This window comes from Methylobacter sp. Wu8 (assembly GCF_036440755.1).
In the GTDB taxonomy this organism is placed as follows: domain Bacteria; phylum Pseudomonadota; class Gammaproteobacteria; order Methylococcales; family Methylomonadaceae; genus Methylobacter_A; species Methylobacter_A tundripaludum_A.
This window is the reverse complement of the sequence record NZ_JAZGVT010000062.1, coordinates 28,310-45,362: the sequence shown is the minus strand read 5'-3', so window position 1 is coordinate 45,362 and position 17,053 is coordinate 28,310. Positions and strand designations below refer to the sequence as shown.

The window sequence follows — 17,053 nt, the reverse complement described above, 5'->3', positions numbered from 1 at the left end:
TTAATACTGAAAGTCAGTATAGCAGAGCTGCAATTATTTACTGATCCGCGCCTTGGCAAAGGCGCGGGCCATTGAGCCTTGCACCGGCGCCTGTTGTTTCGGTTTGTGCGCCGCCTGCTTTTGATTGTTTCGCTCGGGTCTGGCTTCGCTCGCCTCAGGATTGGTTTTCATCGATAACGAAATGCGCTTGCGCTCGACATCAACTTCCAGCACCGTCACCTTGACCATTTCGCCGGTTTTAACCGCATCCCTCGGATCTTTGACGAAGCTATCGGACAAATGCGAGATATGCACCAGCCCGTCCTGATGGACGCCGATGTCGACAAACGCACCGAAGTTGGCGACGTTGGTGACCACGCCGTCCAGTCTCATGCCGACTTCAAGATCGGTAATCTTCTCGATGCCTGCCTTGAACTCGACGCTTTTGAATTCCGGTCTCGGGTCTCGGCCGGGCTTTTCCAGCTCCTGCAAGATGTCGGTCACCGTCGGCAAGCCGAAATGCTCATTAGTGTAATTGGCAGGATTCAGACCGCGTAGAAACTGGCTCTGACCGATCAGGTCGCGGATGGATTTTCCGGTGTCTCCGATGATCGCTTCAACCACAGGATAAGCTTCGGGATGCACAGAAGAGGCATCCAGCGGGTTGTCGCCGTTCATGATGCGCAGGAACCCTGCCGCCTGCTCGTAAGCCTTGTCGCCCAATCGCGGCACTTTTTTCAACTGCTTGCGGTTGGCGAATGGGCCGTTTTCATTGCGGAACGCGACGATATTCTCACTGATGCTGGCGGACAGGCCGGAGACCTGTTTAAGCAGGGCCACCGATGCGGTATTCACGTCCACGCCGACCGCGTTTACGCAATCCTCGACCACGGTATCAAGCCCCTTGGCCAACTGCACCTGATTCACATCGTGCTGGTACTGGCCCACACCGATCGATTTCGGGTCGATCTTGACCAGTTCCGCCAGCGGGTCCTGCAAGCGTCTGGCGATCGAAACCGCACCACGCAAGGACACGTCCAGCTCGGGAAATTCCTTGGCGGCCAGTTCGGACGCCGAATAAACCGACGCCCCCGCTTCCGATACGGTGATCTTGGTGAATTTGAGTTCGCTGTGCCGCTTCATCACATCGGCCACCAACTGGTCGGTTTCCCGGGAACCCGTGCCGTTGCCGATGCTGACCAGATCGACCTTATGCTTTTGGATCAGCTTTGCCAATGTGTCTATCGCCCCGTCCCAGTCCTTGCGCGGCGGGTGCGGATAAATAGTGTCCGTCGCCAGCAGCTTGCCGGTGGGATCGACCACTGCAACCTTGACGCCGGTGCGTATGCCGGGGTCCAGGCCCATCGTCGCTTTAGGGCCTGCCGGTGCGGCCAGCAGCAAGTCTCTTAAATTGCTGGCGAAAACCCGGATCGCTTCAAGTTCGGCGGCTTCGCGCAGCCTCAGTTTCAAGTCCAGGTCGATGCGGGTGTACAGCTTGATTTTCCAGGCGAACCGCGCGGTTTCCGCCAGCCAGGCGTCGGCAGGTTTTGAGCTGTCGGTAATGTTCAAGCGACGGGCGACAAACTGGGCGCAAAGATCGTGCTCCATTTTATCGTCAGCGCCGGGTTTAAGCGTCAGATTCAACAAGTCCTCATTGCGTCCGCGAAACAACGCCAAAGCCCGGTGCGACGGGATCTTGTTGATGGCTTCCTCGTAATCGAAATAATCCTTGAACTTCGCCGCTTCCTGTTCCTTTCCGGTCACAACCGTGGCATGAACAATGCCTTTTTGCCAGATGCGCTCACGCAGTTCGGCCAACAGTTCGGCATCCTCGGAAATGCGCTCCATGATGATTTGCCGTGCGCCATCCAATGCGGCGGCGGCATCGGGTACACCTTTTTCGGCATCGATATAACCTGCGGCGACTTGCTCGGGAATCAGGCTGCGGTCGTCCAACAACGCATCGGCCAGCGGCTCAAGACCTGCTTCGCGGGCAATCTGCGCTTTAGTGCGGCGCTTGGGCTTGTAGGGCAAATACAAATCTTCCAGCAGCGTTTTGGTGTCGGCATCGATAATGGCTTTTTCCAGTTCCGGCGTCAGCTTGCCTTGAGAGCTGATGCTATCCAGAATGGTTTGGCGCCGCGCGTTCAATTCGCGCAAATAGCCCAAACGCTCTTCCAGCAACCTTAATTGGGTATCATCCAGGCCGCCGGTCACTTCCTTCCGGTAGCGGGAAATAAATGGGACGGTCGCACCCTCGTCCAGCAGGTTGACAGCGGCGCTGACTTGTTTGACGTTAACGGCTAATTCTTCGGCAATGCGTTGGATTACATCCATTTTTTGAGTTCTTGTGCAGTTTAAGATGGACGCATTGTAGCAGCAAGGCATGGAGTTGGAGAAAAGTCTTTATCTTATGTCCGAGCTGTTGCGGAGATTGGATATTTGTTACACCGCATTTAATGCGGAGAATAGACTTGCCTTTGCGGAGATAACACAACACAATATCCGCACTTAATGCGGAGTAACTGGCATGACAACCTACATCTGGCAACACCCCGACTGGCCCAACCGGCGCTACGACATGACGCGATTGGCGACGCCGCTGGCGACGGTTCGACATGTCCAAGGCCGCCTATTGGGCCGCATGGAATCGCTGGGCTTCTCGCTACGGGATGAAGCCTGGCTGCAAACATTGACCCAAGATGTGGTCAAAACCAGCGAGATCGAAGGCGAACGGCTGGATGCTGAACAGGTGCGTTCATCAATTGCCCGACACCTGGGCTTGGACATCGGCGCTTTAGCCCCCTTGGATCGCCACGTCGAAGGCATTGTCGAGGTGATGCTTGACGCCACTCAGCGCTATGCCGTTCCGCTGACTGCCGAACGCCTGTTTGCCTGGCACGGGGCCTTGTTTCCGACCGGGCGTAGCGGTTTGGCGCAGATTCGGGTAGCCGCATGGCGTGATGATGCGGGCGGGCCGATGCAAGTCATCTCAGGCTCCGTCATCAATCCATGCGGCCGCGAAAAAGTGCATTACACCGCACCACCGGCAAATCGGTTAGCAGCGGAAATGACGATATTTCTGGATTGGTTCGAACAGCCGGGCGAACTCGATCCGGTGCTCAAGGCGGGATTGGCGCATCTATGGTTTGTCACCCTGCACCCGTTCGATGACGGCAATGGCCGCATCGCCCGCGCCATCGGCGACATGGCACTGGCGAGGTCGGAACAGAGCCAACAGCGCTTCTACAGCCTCTCGGCGCAGATTCAGCAGGAGCGGACAGACTACTACAACGTGCTCGAACGCAGCCAAAAAAGCGATCTGGACGTAACCGAGTGGCTGCTGTGGTTCCTCGCGTGCCTGCAACGCGCCATCGCCCGAGCCGACGAAACACTGTCAGCCGTACTGGCAAAAGCCAAATTCTGGGAACGTTTTGCCAGCGCGCCAATGAACGAGCGTCAGATCAAGGTACTCAACCGACTGCTGGACGGCTTCGAAGGTAAGCTGACCACATCCAAGTGGGCCAAGCTGGCGAAGTGCTCTCAGGACACCGCCTACCGCGATATTCTCAGCCTTATCGAGCTAGACGCGTTGGTAAAAGCGGACGGCGGAGGGCGTAGTACAAGCTATGAATTGGCGCTGGCAAAGCAGTCAAGCTCATTTACCATTGCCTCCCTACGCTAACCGAGTAGGCCGGAATAAGGCCATCCAAGCGCGTAGCGCGAGGTGGCGTTTCCGGCGAATTTGGATGGAGTTTGCCGGAAACGCCAGTTCTCGCTGTTGCTCGAACCGGCTTATTCCGGCCTACCTGGCTGGCTTACAACATCACTCTGATCGAGGCAGCCAATACGCAAGCCAGGAATACCGAGGGCACTTGGGGATAATGAAGATGCAACAAAGTATGAGGTGTAGGTTGGGCAAACAGCCTTATCGTTTGCCCAACAGTGACCACGCGATAATGTTGGCCAGAAAAGCGTTGCCCAACCTTATATCTACCCGGCTCACTCTCACTATATTCCTCAATACCGGATAGTTTATTTGCCCGCAACTGTCACATCCATGTCACTTACATGAAATCCGGAATAATGATATTGTCCTACGCCGTAGGTTAGGCGTTATACAAGCAATCAGGTAATGCCCCAATCAACATCATCTGGATTCCAACACATGCCACTAATATTTTTGGAGAAAAACACATGAGCAGTTATGACCCATGGCAAACAACTTTTTATTTTTCGCTTTTGTCTAATGCCGTTTCAGGACAATTTTTGACAATCAAGTTGGGAGATGGAATAGATTTCCCCGCATTGTTAAAGGAAGCGGCCGCGGAGGCGCAAGCAACCCTCACAACGCAACTAAAACAGGACTTTGCCGGCGCTATTCTTGAAAATAATACAGCTAACCCGCCACCTCTGGGAGCCAACGATTGGACGACTGTGTGGGGTCCCCAGGTTTTTGTGATTCCTCCTGAGTTTCACAGCATCAATTGGCTTACCCACAGCGTAAAATGCAATGCGACCAACGCTATGGCCGTTGTATTTAGTCCATCATTGCAGCGTTACATCGTTGCTATCGCCGCAACCAACTTCGTCTCAGCCTACGACTGGCTTATAGAGGACTTTAATGTCAAATCTGTAGTCGCCTGGGAAGGCGCATTGCAAGCGTGGGCGGGCAATAAAAACGCCACATCTCCGAGCTCAAAAATCCCTTGCATATCCAGCGCCACCAACACCGGGATAACCAATCTTTTAGCGATGACCGACACAGTCATTACCCATCAATCGCTAATAGACTTCTTGGCCTCTGTCGATTCGTCTGGCTGCACCCTGACTTTCACCGGCCATTCATTGGCAGGCGCGTTGTCACCCACTTTAGCCATGGCGGCTTTTGATCCGACCGCCGGCTTGCTGAAAAACTCCACATGGACAGTAGAACAAGCTCAAGCATATCCAACTGCCGGAGCGACGCCCGGCAATGGCCCATTCGCTCAGCTGTTTAATGGTGCAGGATTTGGGGGAAGCAACGGCACTCAGCCTTGGCAGTTGTGGAACACCGATCTTTACAATTATTTAGACATTGTGCCACGCGCCTGGAATAAGGAACTGCTGACAGCACTGCCGCCGATTTATAAGGCTTACTACGACGATTTGACCGTGTTGGATGCCACAATCAAGGTGGCGCTGGCTGATGCCGCCCTAGGTGAATTGGTCGCAGGCCCTTACACATCGATCAATAGAGCCGGCCTCAATGGCGAAACGTCCGCCGATGCCGCTAACGAATTCGCTTATCAGTATACGGTGACTATTGACAATAACATGAGTGCGGCAACTGCAACTGAGCTGATGACGCTACCGCAAGCCGCGCAAAGCACTCAATCCCCAACCGACAAAACTGACATCAGTTGGCCGAGTCAATTGCTATTCCAACATACCAAGGCTTATTCCGAGTTGATTCTAGGCGAGGGGCCGACGCCAAGTAAAAGCGGAAACGGATAAGCCGAATCTAAACGTGATCAGGCTTGCACAAAGGCATTGTCGTATCTGACAAGAGATCACAGGTTTTCATCCATCGGAGGCGGCCAACCCGCCTCCGACTGCTACAGAACGTAGATTAGGCTGAAGGCAGTGAAGCGCAGCAATGCACTAATCCGTTTCTTCAAAAACTTTACGAAGCTTATTTGGGTTACTCCTGCAATCAAGAACACGATAGCTTTGCTATCAATTATCTTGTAATGAATTGCGTAAGGAAAACACCTTGCCAGCCGACGATAAAATCCGACATGAACGGAATGAATTCCTCAGTGTCATTGAATTGCGTCTTTACCACGACGGCCTATCCTTAAACGAAAAGCACAGGCCATGCAATTACTCATTCCGCGGGAGGCACGATTAGTTGACGCTCCCGCACCGTTCCCACGCACCGCCAGACTTAACCTACTACGGCTGAATTTTAAACGTTTCAGTATAAGTATCGCCTTTCGTGCAAACGTCTCTCTTGGTTGGCGTTTCGCAAGACGTATCGGTCGCTTCGGCTTTTAACTCGCCCACTTTTTCCGGTACGAAATAGAATCTGAAATTAGGGTCGGTGCTAATCGCAATATCGGTTTTGGCGCTAAACACCGGTTTGCCGTTAAACGACACTTTAACGTCTTTAACAAAATGCGCTTTTTTAATAAAGCGTGTGACTTGATCCATTTGCATGCCGGTAATATTCGGGTGGCTGATCATTAACTGCACTGAGGTTGGCTCGCCGACTTTAACGTCCCCATCCAACCTGAATTTCATTTTGCCCAAGCGAGCCATCGCTTCATCTAAGTTGGCTCCGATCGGAGCGGAACAGCCGCCGCTGGCTTTGACGAATTTTTTCGTCATCGTCAATTTGCCGTCATTCGTTTGGGCAATCGCGCGAATATAGCTGTTGCTGTTAACCCGTATCCGCATCGCAATGTCGGCCTTGCCGCTTTCCGGGGTAAACTCAAAATCGCCGACGAATGGAAAAGGATTGTTATCGACTAACACCAGGATTCTTTTGATGTAGTGTTCTTTGGTTTGCTTGATCTTGCTGGTGACCTTGACCGGCACTAAAGCAGGGTCTTCTGCGCGTACTGGCGCTTCCAGTTCAATCACGTTATCGGATTCTTCAATCGCTTGCTGGGCATAGTATTCAGGCTTCAAAACGTTATTCCAAATCTTTTCATCTTCAGCGGCGATAGCGGCAATCGGTAGTAATGTAATTGTGAAAATTGCCGGTAATAGTTTTGAGTATTTCATAGTCTTTCCTGTTTTGTTTTAGCTTTGCGGAATGTTAACAATCTTTTAGCTGCCGGTTAATTGACTTAATCAGAGTAAAGAAATCTTCTCCCTGGGGGAGAAGGAGCCCGCACTCTTAAGTCCACAGCATTATCGACTAATCTTCCCATTCTAATTCGGCAAAAGCCGTGGTGACGTTTTTGCGGTGATATTCATCGAACAAGGCCCAATTGTTTTTCTCGGAATAACCGACTGTTTGCACGGCGTCTTCCAAATGCCGGCCTTTTTTAATGGCAGCGCGAATTTCAGTTTGCAACAAGGTTAAATAATGCTTTTGCGCCTGCATGCTCTGCGGCCAATCCGTCACTAATTCGCCATGCCCCGGAATCACATAACGGAAAGACTGTTTTTCCAGTTTGTCAATTTCCGAAAGCCAGCCTTTTAAGCTGCCGTCCAGCGTTGGCACATGCTCGGTAAACAATAAATCCGACAGCCATATTGTATGGGTTTTTTCGTCATAGACGCTCAAATCGTTATCGGTATGCGCGGCAGGATGGGCTTTCAAGGTTAAAGTGCGTCCGCCTAAATCCAGCTTCAAACTGTCTTTAACTTCGATATCGGGGGGAATTAAATCGGCAGCACTCATTTTGACGCCTAATTGGTCCGCGGCTTTGCCCAAATAGTATGAGCCGCGTGCCGCCATTGCCCCGGCTAATTTATGATGGCCGACGAATTTAACCCCGGCCGCTTTGAAAGCACTGTTGCCGTTGATGTGGTCGGGATGAACATGAGTGTTAATCACATAACAAATCGGCGTCTGTGTGGCTTCGATAACGGCTTGTTTTAAAACCAAGCCCTGTTCGGGGTTGCCGCCGCTATCAATGACCGCCACGCATTTTTGTCCGACAATAAAACCGAGATTGGCGATTTCACCGTGGTTTTTGCTGTCCGGGAATTGATGTTTGCCAAAATGCACATATACGCCGCTGGCAACTTCTTTAACCGGCAAAGCGGTGGCGGCTAGGGTTTGTACGGATACCATAGATAACGCAAACAGCAATAAAACTCTCATTGGTTTTCCTTTTTTCTGAATAAGCCTTGAATTTACGAATGGGGGTGAAGAAGCTAGCGAAAAATACCGTTAAACCCTTATTAAATACAGGGGTCAAGTTTTACCACTTTCAGCATGACGGATTCAACTCCGAAGTGTAATCCTAGTCATCACCATACAATACAAACTATGCTCAATTTTGGGCCTACGATGAGTATAATGCCGCCATGCTATTTATCTACTAAATTTAGGGTTATGTCATTTTTTCTACATTCCAATCGTCACATACTGGCTTATGCATTCAGTTTAGCGCTGATCTGCTTCACGCCGCCGTTATATGCCGACAAAACGGCATCATGGCTGGACGACATCACCGTTTCGGGTTATGCCAACTTGGTAACCAGCTCGCCTAATCGCGCGCCCACTACCCTGGAATTGGACGACTTAAGTTTGTTTGTTTCCGGCAAATTTAATCGCTGGCTCAATCCTTTTTTGGAGGCGGAAGCCTATTCAATGCCGCTTTGGAAAGAAAGTGACGGCGCACAGTTCAATAACGCGCAGTTGGTCATTGAACGGCTATATAACGATATTGAAGTCACGGAAGACGACACATTGCGCGCGGGTAAATTTTTAGCGCCGATCAACCATTGGAATATCGTACATGCCGCGCCGTTAGTATGGACGACGAATCGCCCTGTCACATCAAGTTATTCTCGCGCCAACTATATTACCGGCGTCAGCTTTCGCCACGATTTCGACGCGCTAACCGGTCACGCGCTGGAAGTCTATTGGCAGCCGGTGGAAGAATTCAACCACAAAGCATTAAGTTCTCACGAACGCCATTACCAATCCGTCTCAGGCGCACGGTGGATTGCCCATGAAGATCTGGATTATTACCTGGGCGTTGCTTTTCAACATGCCAACGTTGAGCACAGCGATGAAGTGCGCAACTCCATCAGCGCAGACGGCAATTGGCAACACAAGTGGTTTGAACTGGAAAGTGAATTGCTGTTCACCCAGGTTGATACCGATCAATCCCGTTTTCGCGGCCATGACTGGGGCGGGTACGTGCAAATGGCGGTGCCGCTGGTCGAGCATTTCAACCTGATCGGCCGTTACGAACATTTTGAATTCGCCAACAAACTGCCCGCTACCGATACCGCGTTAGGCGGCATTGTCTATCGCCCGGCGCCGCGCTTATCGTTCAAGCTTGAATGGCAGCAAACTCAAGGCAGTATTTATCATAATCAAACCGGCCTTTACAGCTCGATTGCGGTGTTATTCTGATGAAGCGATTGATTATTTTAGGATTTGCCGCTTTGTTAGTGCCGCTTTCACCTTCGCGGGCGGATTTATACATCATCGCCAATAAAGATTTACCTGTCGCGCAACTGGATAAAGACGATATTGCGGCCATTTATTTGCTTAAGAAAAAGCATTGGGAAAACGGCGAAAACATCATGCCGATTAACCTGCCCGCAAAAGCCGACGCCCGCACCCGTTTTACCGCCGAAATTTTTGACAGCACGCCGGAGAAATTGGGCAGTTACTGGGACAAAATGCTGTTCAAAGGCGAGACTCCGCCGGTCACCCAAAATTCCGAGCAAGCCGTTGTTTTGTTTGTCGAGCGGATTAAAGGCGCGATCGGTTACGTCGAAACGAAACCGCAAAGTCCGCAAATCAAAATCCTGCAACAATTTTCAAGCAAATAACCGGGTAAACTCATGTCGCGCTTTTCGCTTTCAGTTCGTTTAACGCTGTTGTTCAGTTTTATCGTGTTACTGGTAACCACGACCTTGAGCGCGGTGGTGTTCTACCAGTTCGGCGAAAAAATCAACCAGCAGATCGAGCATAATCTTACCGATACCGCCGACCATAAAGCCGCTGAAATCAGTAACGTATTGCTGTTCGAGCGCACCAATTTGCTGTCCTGGCGGGCTTCATCGGTGATGCTGGATGTGGTGGTGGATGATTTGGATAAACGCATTACCACCGAGCTGATAAACCTTAAACAATATTATCAATTGCAAGGCGATTTATATGTGTTCAATGCGGAAGGCATGCTGATCGCCTCGACGCAGCCGGATGTGTTAAAAACCCAACTGCCCCAGGCTTGGCAAACGCAACAGGATTACGCGCTGGTATTCAAACATGAGGTGCCTTTTATTAACGGCAGCGTCATCGCCCATGTGACGGCATTAAAACCGCCGCAGTTAAAAACCCAGGGTTATTTGGTCATGACCCATTCCTGGGAGGATATTAGCCGCCTGCTCGCGCCTAAAGACAGTAGCTTTGCACTGCATAAAGCACATGAAGGAAATCAGGGCGGCGCAGACCTTTTTACGGCTAACGGCGTAAAAACAATCGAGATCAATGATAATTTTTCGGAACGGCCCGTATGGCTTTTTGACGGTATCAGCTATTTGGGTTCGATTTCAAAACCCGTAACCGTCGGCGATTTCAGCTTCCAAATTGCGGCGTTCATGCCCAAAAATCTTGCATTGCAACCGCTGCTGGAACTGACCCAGAATTTGTTGCTTGCCGCCGCGTTGGTCGGCGTACCGATGCTTGTGCTGGTCGGCTTGCTCAGTCGTATTCTGGTCACACCGATCAAAAAATTGACCGCCACCATACACACGATTGAAGATTCCAATGATTTATCGATCAAAGTACCGGTTTCCGGGCGCGATGAAGTGGCCGATTTAGGCAATGCGTTTAACCGCATGACCACGCGCTTAGGCGAGTTGTTTAATAAATTCGTCGTCGTGGAAAAAGAGCTGGAAGACTTGAACCTTAGCCTGGAGCGCCAAGTCATCGACCGCACCGCTCAATTGCAGGATACGCTGCAAAAGCTGAAATCCGCGCAAACGCAATTGGTGCAATCCGAGAAAATGGTTTCGTTAGGACAATTAGTCGCCGGTATCGCCCATGAAATCAATAATCCGATCGGCGCTATTTACGCCAATATGCCGCCACTGGAAGAATACATCGACGATATTAAAGGCACGGTCGAATTCGCCCAAAGCTGCATGGACGAACCGGGCGCAGAAAAATTAAACGCTCATATGGAACAAATTGACTACACGTTTGTGACCGAAGACCTCGCTAAATTGCTGAGCAGCCAAAAGCAGGCTGCGGACCGTATCCGCAATATCGTACTGGCGTTGCGTAATTTTTCCCGTCTCGATCAAGGCGAAGTCAAAACGGTACGGCTCGAAGAAGGCCTGGATTCGACTTTGCAAATGCTGCATCACACATACAAGGATCGCATTACCATCGAGAAAGATTACGCGCTCAATGAAATGGTCGAATGCTATGCCGGCGAGCTCAACCAAGTCTTTATGAACATTCTCGCCAATGCGATTCAGGCCATTCCCGATAAAGGCGGCATTTTCATCACCACCGCCAAGGTGAATGATCAAGCGGTCATCAGTATCGCCGATACCGGTATCGGCATGCCTGAAGAAGTCAGGAAAAAAATCTTCGACCCCTTCTTTACCACCAAAGAAGTGGGCGAAGGCACCGGGCTTGGCTTGTCGATTTCTTACGGCATTATTGAAAAACACCATGGCGCGCTGACCGTTGAATCCGAATTAAATCGCGGCACGCGCTTTATTATCGCTATCCCACTTCGCTTGATTAAGGACGCTTAAAGATGCATACGCTGTTACTGGTTGATGATGATCCCGACGTGTTGGCGACGTTAACGCGCAGCTTTCGCAAAGGCTATAAAACGCTATCGGCCAATGGCGGCGAGGAAGGGATTGAGTTTTTGAATGAACATCCGGTTGATTTGATTATTTGCGATCAACGCATGCCCAATGTCAGCGGCGACCAGGTGCTAAGCCATGCATTGCAAGTCCAACCCGACGCCATCCGTATTTTACTGACCGGTTATGCCGATGTTGAATCGCTGCTGACCTGCGTAAACGACGCCCACATTTATAAATACGTCACCAAACCGTGGGACCCGGCCGAGCTCAATTTAACCGTGGTGCGGGCATTGGAAGCGCTGGTTCTAAAACGTAATTTGGATACGGCGCGCGAGCAATTGGAAACCGCCTACAAAGACGCGGTAGTCATGTTATGTTTGGCGGCCGAAGGCAAAGATCAGGATACCTCCAGTCACTTATACCGTGTGCAGCATTACACCGAAGCGCTAGCCATCGCCATGGGCGTCGCTAAGGAAACAGCCGCGCATATGGGCTTAATGAGCATGCTGCACGACATCGGCAAACTTGCCACGCCCGATGCCATTTTGAAAAAGCCGGATAAATTGACCGCCGAGGAATGGGAAATTATGCGGGAGCATCCGCTCAATGGGGTACGCATTTTAGGCAACAACCCGTTTTATGAAACCGCACGGGAAATTTCTGCAGGTCATCATGAAAATTATGACGGCACCGGTTACCCGCACGGCTTAAGTGGCGACGATATTCCGCTATCCGCACGCATTGTAAAACTTGCGGATGTGTTCGACGCACTGACGACGAACCGCCCCTATAAAAAACCATGGACGATGGAAACAGCCTTAACGCATATCGAATCCCATGCCGGCATCATGTTTGATCCGGCGATGGTGGTGGAACTAAAAAAGCTGTTTATCGACGGGACGCTAACGCGTATTAAGTCCATGTTTTAAATCTCGCCTTAGTTCTACTTTATCAGATTCAATGAACGAATCGTCATTCCGGCAGGGATTGCCGGAATCCAGGCTCCAGGGATGGGTTTTAGCTTACCATCCAGGAGCTGGATCACCGCTCCCGGCGACGATGACGAGCTTGCGTATAAAATCTTTAGGGCATGCCCTACTTATTTATCAGGATAACTCTATGCGAGAAATATTGGTTTTGGGTGATTCGCATTCACCTGTTTTCAATCACCCGTTGTTCAAAGAAAAGTTTCCGAACCTGTTTTTCAATGTACTCACCGTCATTGGTGCGACAGCATCGGGATTGGAGAACCCCAATTCAACAACCCAAGCCTACCCCGTCTTCAGGGAAGCCGTCAGGCAAACCGCCGCCAAGCAAATCATTGTGATGCTGGGCGAAGTCGATACCGGCTTCGTCATTTGGTATCGGGCGCAAAAATACCGGGAGCCGGTTGCTGCGATGATGGACAAAGCCATCACAAGTTACTCCCGGTTTTTGGTCGAATTAAAAATGCGCTTCGAAGTTGTCTGCATCAGCGCCCCGCTGCCCACCATTCAGGACGGCAACGACTGGGGCGATGTTGCCAACGCCAGACGGGAAGTAACAGCCTCGCAACTCGAAAGAACGGCGCTGACCCTGGAGTTCAACAGGATCATGCAGCGGTTTTGCGCGCAAAACCGCATCCGCTATATCATGCTGGATGATTTATCGCTCGGAGAACACGGCATCGTCAAAGCTGACCTGCTAAATAGCGACAGCAGCGACCATCACTATGATCAGGACCAGTATTCCCGTTTGCTGGTTGAGGGGTTAGTTGGAGTGATTTGATGCCTAATAATCGACCGCTTTCCGGAATTGACTAAAACGAGACATAAACATTGTAGGTTCGGCAAACGTATTTTGCTTACTCATCGTGACTAAGGACATTACGTTTTACCGTGGCATTTGCTTATTATCAAGCCACTTGCCGTGCAGTTAAAAAATCTTCTTCAGCCCAATCGCGTAGCTCGGATTTTTGCTCGCCCGCCAAATCGTTAAACCATAACGCCTGTTTTTGCTCTTCGCCGGGATCGGCTATGTCCTGGTAACGCGGCGGACGGCCTTGTTCTTCGGTAACGATGACCGGCAACAATTCGGGGTAGTGGTTTTTTTCCCATGACCAATCCACCGTCTCGCCAGCGCGGCTCTTGGCGCGTAAGCGGTGGACGCGCAACGCGCCGTCGCCTGCGTAATTTTCCCAGCAATCATCAAACCAGTTTACCGCCGCTTGCCAGTCTGTTGCGCTAAGCAGCAAGCCTTGTTCAATCAGCTTGGCGCTGCCGTCTTGTAACGCGGCTAATGCCAAGCCTGCTTGTTCGATATGGCCTTGCCGCCGCCATAATCCGGCCCTGCCCAGCAATGGCGCATGGCTCAAGTCGATACCGGTAATGTCGGCCAGGGCGCGAAGATCGCCTCCGGCTGTTTCCTTGGGGGCTTGCAGTTGCCGGGGCGGCGATGGCGTACCTTTTTTCAGCATCTCCAAACGCCTGCGGCTTTGCGCCAAAATCTGTTGGTTTTTGTTATCGTCCGGCACGACTTGCTCCGCCCACTGCAACGCGGCTTCGGCGTCGTCCGGGCGGTTCAGGTCTAGCAACGTGTCAGTTAAGGCATTAGCAATGATGTGATCGCGGTGGAAATTGCCTTGCTGAGTTTCCTTGTACACGTTGACGGCTTGCTCATACTGTCCGGTGACGCGCAAGCTATGGCCCAGCTCAGACCAAGTTACCGGATTATCGGGGAACAAGCGGGTCGCCTGGCGGAACACCATTTCGCCTAATGCTTCCTGTCCGTGCAACAGCAAGGCGTGGCCGAGTTGGGTGTGGCGGCGGGCATCATGAGGAAAGCGTCGCCGCGCATGCCAATACACCGCTTCCGACCGCCGCCAATCGCCTTCCGCTTCCAATGCCCTAGCCAATAGAGACCATGCATGGCTATAACTAGGTTCCCAACGGGCGGCTTCGTGGGCCAGTTCCCGCGCCCAAAGCGGGTCACGGCTTAACAACTGATCGCCTAGCCGACAAAAAGCACGAACAAGATAGTAGCTGTCGCCGCTATCCTGCGCATAACGGCGATGGTAATCCAATAAAGCGGTCAAAGCCGGACGGGTGCCGGGAAAATCCTTGTGCATCCTAAGTAACAAAGGCTCCATATCATCGACATGCGGCGCTGTAAGAACCCCTTTGGACGGTTTTTGATGAGCTTGCTTCGCCGTCGAAAACCGCGAGTCCAGCCAGTTATGCACATCCTTAGCCACCTCCCGCGCCTGGAGCACTTCGCGGAAACGCCGACTCCAAATCTCTTTGCTCATCGGGTAAACGGCGGCCAAAAAGTCCAGCTCCTCCAACCAAGGCTTGCCTTTTTTGTCGCCTTGCTTCACCAAGGTTTCGCCATAATCCAACAAACCGCGCAATAACACGCGCGGCAAACCGCGTTCCACTGCGCCTTGGTCGTCGGCAGGCATCAAGCGTAAGCCCATCAACGCTAGCCGCACATGTTCGACCGGACGACCCCGGCGGATCACTTCGCGCCACATAAACAACAGCCGACGGTCACGTTGCTGATGCGCCAAAACCACTAACAAAGCGGCTTCCGGGTCGCGGCTGCTGCCCAAACAAAAGCCGCGCAGCCAAGCACGTAATTCCGCGTGCCGATCGGCGCACCAGTTGCGCGTCGCAGGCAACGGCAGTAACTGGATGGCGCGGAAAGCTTCCACCAATGCATCGGCATAACGCTTGGGACTCAAATCTTTCGGCAGCGGTTTGCCCAGCCGTTGCTCCAGCCAAGCCTGCATGGCCGGATCCGCCAGGGCAATCTCTTCAACGCTAAGCATCCGCACCAAGGCTTCCGCTGGTCGGGCGCGGTCGTACCGGCCTAAGCTGACGCGACCGGTTAACGCCGCATCCAAAGCCGCAACCGAATCTTCGGCAAAACGTTGCCGCCAGCGCGCTTCGCCGGGGCTAATGAGCGCATTCATCGCCCGCCTCCAAAGTCATCCCGGCCGCTGTCAAGTTGCAACCAAGGCAAATGAAAAGTCCTGGCGCGAGCCAAAGGCATTTCGACCGGGCGAGCGATAACGCCCATTTTGAAAAAATGTTCGGGTTTATAGGCAATGCGCGGGTGCAGCAGCTCTACGCCCATTGTGTAATCGTCTTGTTTTTCGACTAAGGCAAGGTTGACGGTATGGCCGTAGTAAGGGTTGGCGGCTTGCTGAGGATCGGGAATGGGGCAGGGAAAAAAATAAGGGCTCATGCCGCTATCCAGTACCGTGGGCATAGCGGGATAGCCGTCGCCGTCCAAGCTGTCCAAGACTTCCTGAACCGTGTAACGCATCAATATAATTTCGATGGGACGGCCCGGACTCGGTGAATAATGCCCCAAGCCTAATTGGTCGCGCAATCGATCCGCCCAGTCGGATGGGTTATCATTGATGAGGTCGGTTATTTCTAATTCGGTGGTGGCAAATAGCGGGCGCTGATCGCGCTCGGCGTTCCAGCTTTTGACTATGCCGGTGAGGAAGGTGTTGGCATTAGCATCGCCTTGCTGGAATTTTGCTATTTGCTCGCGTAAGGTTTCCGGGGCAATCCCTGTCGATTCGCAAAGCCAGTCGGCATCTTCGACCCTAACTAAATTAATGCGTGGATCGATTTGGCGCAGGCGATTGATGGCGTTATCCGCCCGGAACGTCCACGGCTGTTTAGTTTCTTCTGCGTCCAGATTGATTTCTTCGGCGGTGAAGTTTCGGTGCCGATTCTGCCAGTCATCAAAATCGGTGACGGGGCCATTTCCCAAGCGTTGGGCATATAAATCCAGCCCGCTTTGCGGCGGACGCTCATCCCAGATAAAATTTTCGATGTGGGAGCGCTCCTCCGCATCGACCGAAGCATCAGCTAAGCGGCTGTTCATATACTTGGCTAGATTTGGCAGACTATTTAAATCCATTGACCTGTCTTCTAAAGGCGGATTAATGAAAGCATTCTACAACACAATTTGGACAGGACAAATGAATAGGTTCCACGCGGGCAAACGATGAGGCCTTTTTACAACACCGCCAACGCGCTTTCATAATCCGGCTCATTGGCAAGCTCACCGACCAATTGCGTATAAATCACTTTGTCATGCTCATCGATTATGACGACGGCACGGGCGGTCAAGCCGCGCAGAAAGGTATCGACGAGGGTTACACCGTAATCATTGGAGAAACTGGAACGGAAAGTTGATAGCGGGATAACGTCGGTTAAATCTTCCGATTCGCAAAACCGGCTTTGGGCGAAAGGAAGGTCGGCGGAAACGGCCAGCACAACGGTATTGTCCAGATGCGAGGCTTTCTGGTTGAATTTACGCGTTGATGCGGCGCAGGTTGGCGTGTCCAGGCTGGGCACGATATTCAGGACTTTGCGTTTACCGGCATAGGTTGCCAACGTGACATCGACTAGCTCGCGGCTGGTCAGGGTGAAGGCCGGTGCGTCGCTGCCGACTGCGGGCAGTTCGCCGGAAGTGTTGAGGGGTTTGCTTTGAAATGTGATTGTTGCCATGATTATGTTTCCTGTATTGTTGATTTAATGACAAACGATGCTTTGCGAAG

13 protein-coding genes are annotated in these 17,053 nt (G+C 51.8%); 7 read left to right on the top strand and 6 right to left on the bottom strand.

All coding sequences use genetic code 11. The annotated features are described in order from the left end of the window. Positions 1-33: 33 nt before the first annotated feature. Positions 34-2,316 (bottom strand): Tex family protein, encoded by a 2,283-nt coding sequence (locus V3O24_RS09670; RefSeq protein ID WP_104423186.1) that lies wholly within the window; start codon positions 2,314-2,316, stop codon positions 34-36. A 193-nt stretch (positions 2,317-2,509) separates the two neighbouring features. Here V3O24_RS09670 and V3O24_RS09665 point away from each other — a divergent pair, with 193 nt between their 5' ends. Together V3O24_RS09665 and V3O24_RS09660 are read left to right on the top strand one after the other, a co-directional pair. Then, positions 2,510-3,664 carry a Fic family protein gene (locus tag V3O24_RS09665; RefSeq protein ID WP_331307099.1) on the top strand — a complete coding sequence of 385 codons (1,155 nt, stop codon included), beginning with the start codon at positions 2,510-2,512 and terminating at the stop codon, positions 3,662-3,664. A 584-nt stretch (positions 3,665-4,248) separates the two neighbouring features. Further along, complete coding sequence (locus V3O24_RS09660) at positions 4,249-5,475, top strand: hypothetical protein (RefSeq protein WP_331307098.1); 1,227 nt, start codon at positions 4,249-4,251, stop codon at positions 5,473-5,475. A gap of 441 nt (positions 5,476-5,916) precedes the next feature. Here the strand turns inward: V3O24_RS09660 and V3O24_RS09655 are convergent, their stop codons facing one another. Then, the gene (locus tag V3O24_RS09655; protein WP_331307097.1) at positions 5,917-6,750 is read right to left on the bottom strand and encodes a quinoprotein dehydrogenase-associated SoxYZ-like carrier; all 834 of its coding nucleotides are present in this window, start codon (positions 6,748-6,750) and stop codon (positions 5,917-5,919) included. A 136-nt stretch (positions 6,751-6,886) separates the two neighbouring features. Continuing rightward, positions 6,887-7,801: a quinoprotein relay system zinc metallohydrolase 2 gene (locus tag V3O24_RS09650; RefSeq protein WP_331307096.1), complete on the bottom strand. Its 915-nt coding sequence runs from the start codon at positions 7,799-7,801 to the stop codon at positions 6,887-6,889. 234 nt (positions 7,802-8,035) lie between these two features. Here V3O24_RS09650 and V3O24_RS09645 point away from each other — a divergent pair, with 234 nt between their 5' ends. The 5 genes from V3O24_RS09645 (at position 8,036) to V3O24_RS09625 (ending at position 13,260) form a co-directional block, all read left to right on the top strand. Beyond that, positions 8,036-9,067, top strand: coding sequence for a hypothetical protein (locus V3O24_RS09645; protein ID WP_331307095.1), 1,032 nt, complete (start codon positions 8,036-8,038; stop codon positions 9,065-9,067). Then, a complete protein-coding gene (locus V3O24_RS09640; protein ID WP_331307094.1) occupies positions 9,067-9,492 on the top strand; it encodes a hypothetical protein in 426 nt (141 codons plus the stop codon). Before V3O24_RS09645 ends, V3O24_RS09640 begins: the two co-directional genes overlap by 1 nt. Positions 9,493-9,504: 12 nt before the next feature. Continuing rightward, a complete protein-coding gene (locus tag V3O24_RS09635) occupies positions 9,505-11,433 on the top strand; it encodes an ATP-binding protein (protein ID WP_331307093.1) in 1,929 nt (642 codons plus the stop codon). A gap of 2 nt (positions 11,434-11,435) precedes the next feature. Beyond that, positions 11,436-12,422 carry an HD domain-containing phosphohydrolase gene (locus V3O24_RS09630; protein ID WP_331307092.1) on the top strand — a complete coding sequence of 329 codons (987 nt, stop codon included), beginning with the start codon at positions 11,436-11,438 and terminating at the stop codon, positions 12,420-12,422. A 190-nt stretch (positions 12,423-12,612) separates the two neighbouring features. Next, entirely contained in the window at positions 12,613-13,260 is a 648-nt protein-coding gene (locus V3O24_RS09625; RefSeq protein ID WP_331307091.1) for an SGNH/GDSL hydrolase family protein, read from the top strand. 127 nt (positions 13,261-13,387) lie between these two features. On the opposite strand, the gene V3O24_RS09620 is transcribed toward V3O24_RS09625, so the two are convergent. The 3 genes from V3O24_RS09620 to tpx form a co-directional block, all read right to left on the bottom strand. Then, on the bottom strand, positions 13,388-15,445 hold the full coding sequence (locus tag V3O24_RS09620; RefSeq protein ID WP_331307090.1) for a hypothetical protein: 2,058 nt from the start codon (positions 15,443-15,445) through the stop codon (positions 13,388-13,390). Further along, positions 15,442-16,374 (bottom strand): hypothetical protein, encoded by a 933-nt coding sequence (locus tag V3O24_RS09615; protein ID WP_331307089.1) that lies wholly within the window; start codon positions 16,372-16,374, stop codon positions 15,442-15,444. The genes V3O24_RS09620 and V3O24_RS09615 overlap by 4 nt, the downstream gene beginning before the upstream one ends. A gap of 134 nt (positions 16,375-16,508) precedes the next feature. Then, on the bottom strand, positions 16,509-17,003 hold the full coding sequence (tpx, locus tag V3O24_RS09610) for a thiol peroxidase (protein ID WP_331307088.1): 495 nt from the start codon (positions 17,001-17,003) through the stop codon (positions 16,509-16,511). Between the last annotated feature and the right edge of the window lie 50 nt (positions 17,004-17,053).

Coding starts and splice junctions, on each gene's coding strand:
- V3O24_RS09670 (WP_104423186.1), bottom strand. CDS start 2,316: ATGGATGTAATCCAACGCATTGCCGAAGAATTAGCCGTTAACGTCAAA.
- V3O24_RS09665 (WP_331307099.1), top strand. CDS start 2,510: ATGACAACCTACATCTGGCAACACCCCGACTGGCCCAACCGGCGCTAC.
- V3O24_RS09655 (WP_331307097.1), bottom strand. CDS start 6,750: ATGAAATACTCAAAACTATTACCGGCAATTTTCACAATTACATTACTA.
- V3O24_RS09650 (WP_331307096.1), bottom strand. CDS start 7,801: ATGAGAGTTTTATTGCTGTTTGCGTTATCTATGGTATCCGTACAAACC.
- V3O24_RS09645 (WP_331307095.1), top strand. CDS start 8,036: ATGTCATTTTTTCTACATTCCAATCGTCACATACTGGCTTATGCATTC.
- V3O24_RS09640 (WP_331307094.1), top strand. CDS start 9,067: ATGAAGCGATTGATTATTTTAGGATTTGCCGCTTTGTTAGTGCCGCTT.
- V3O24_RS09635 (WP_331307093.1), top strand. CDS start 9,505: ATGTCGCGCTTTTCGCTTTCAGTTCGTTTAACGCTGTTGTTCAGTTTT.
- V3O24_RS09630 (WP_331307092.1), top strand. CDS start 11,436: ATGCATACGCTGTTACTGGTTGATGATGATCCCGACGTGTTGGCGACG.
- V3O24_RS09625 (WP_331307091.1), top strand. CDS start 12,613: ATGCGAGAAATATTGGTTTTGGGTGATTCGCATTCACCTGTTTTCAAT.
- V3O24_RS09620 (WP_331307090.1), bottom strand. CDS start 15,445: ATGAATGCGCTCATTAGCCCCGGCGAAGCGCGCTGGCGGCAACGTTTT.
- V3O24_RS09615 (WP_331307089.1), bottom strand. CDS start 16,374: ATGAACAGCCGCTTAGCTGATGCTTCGGTCGATGCGGAGGAGCGCTCC.
- tpx (WP_331307088.1), bottom strand. CDS start 17,003: ATGGCAACAATCACATTTCAAAGCAAACCCCTCAACACTTCCGGCGAA.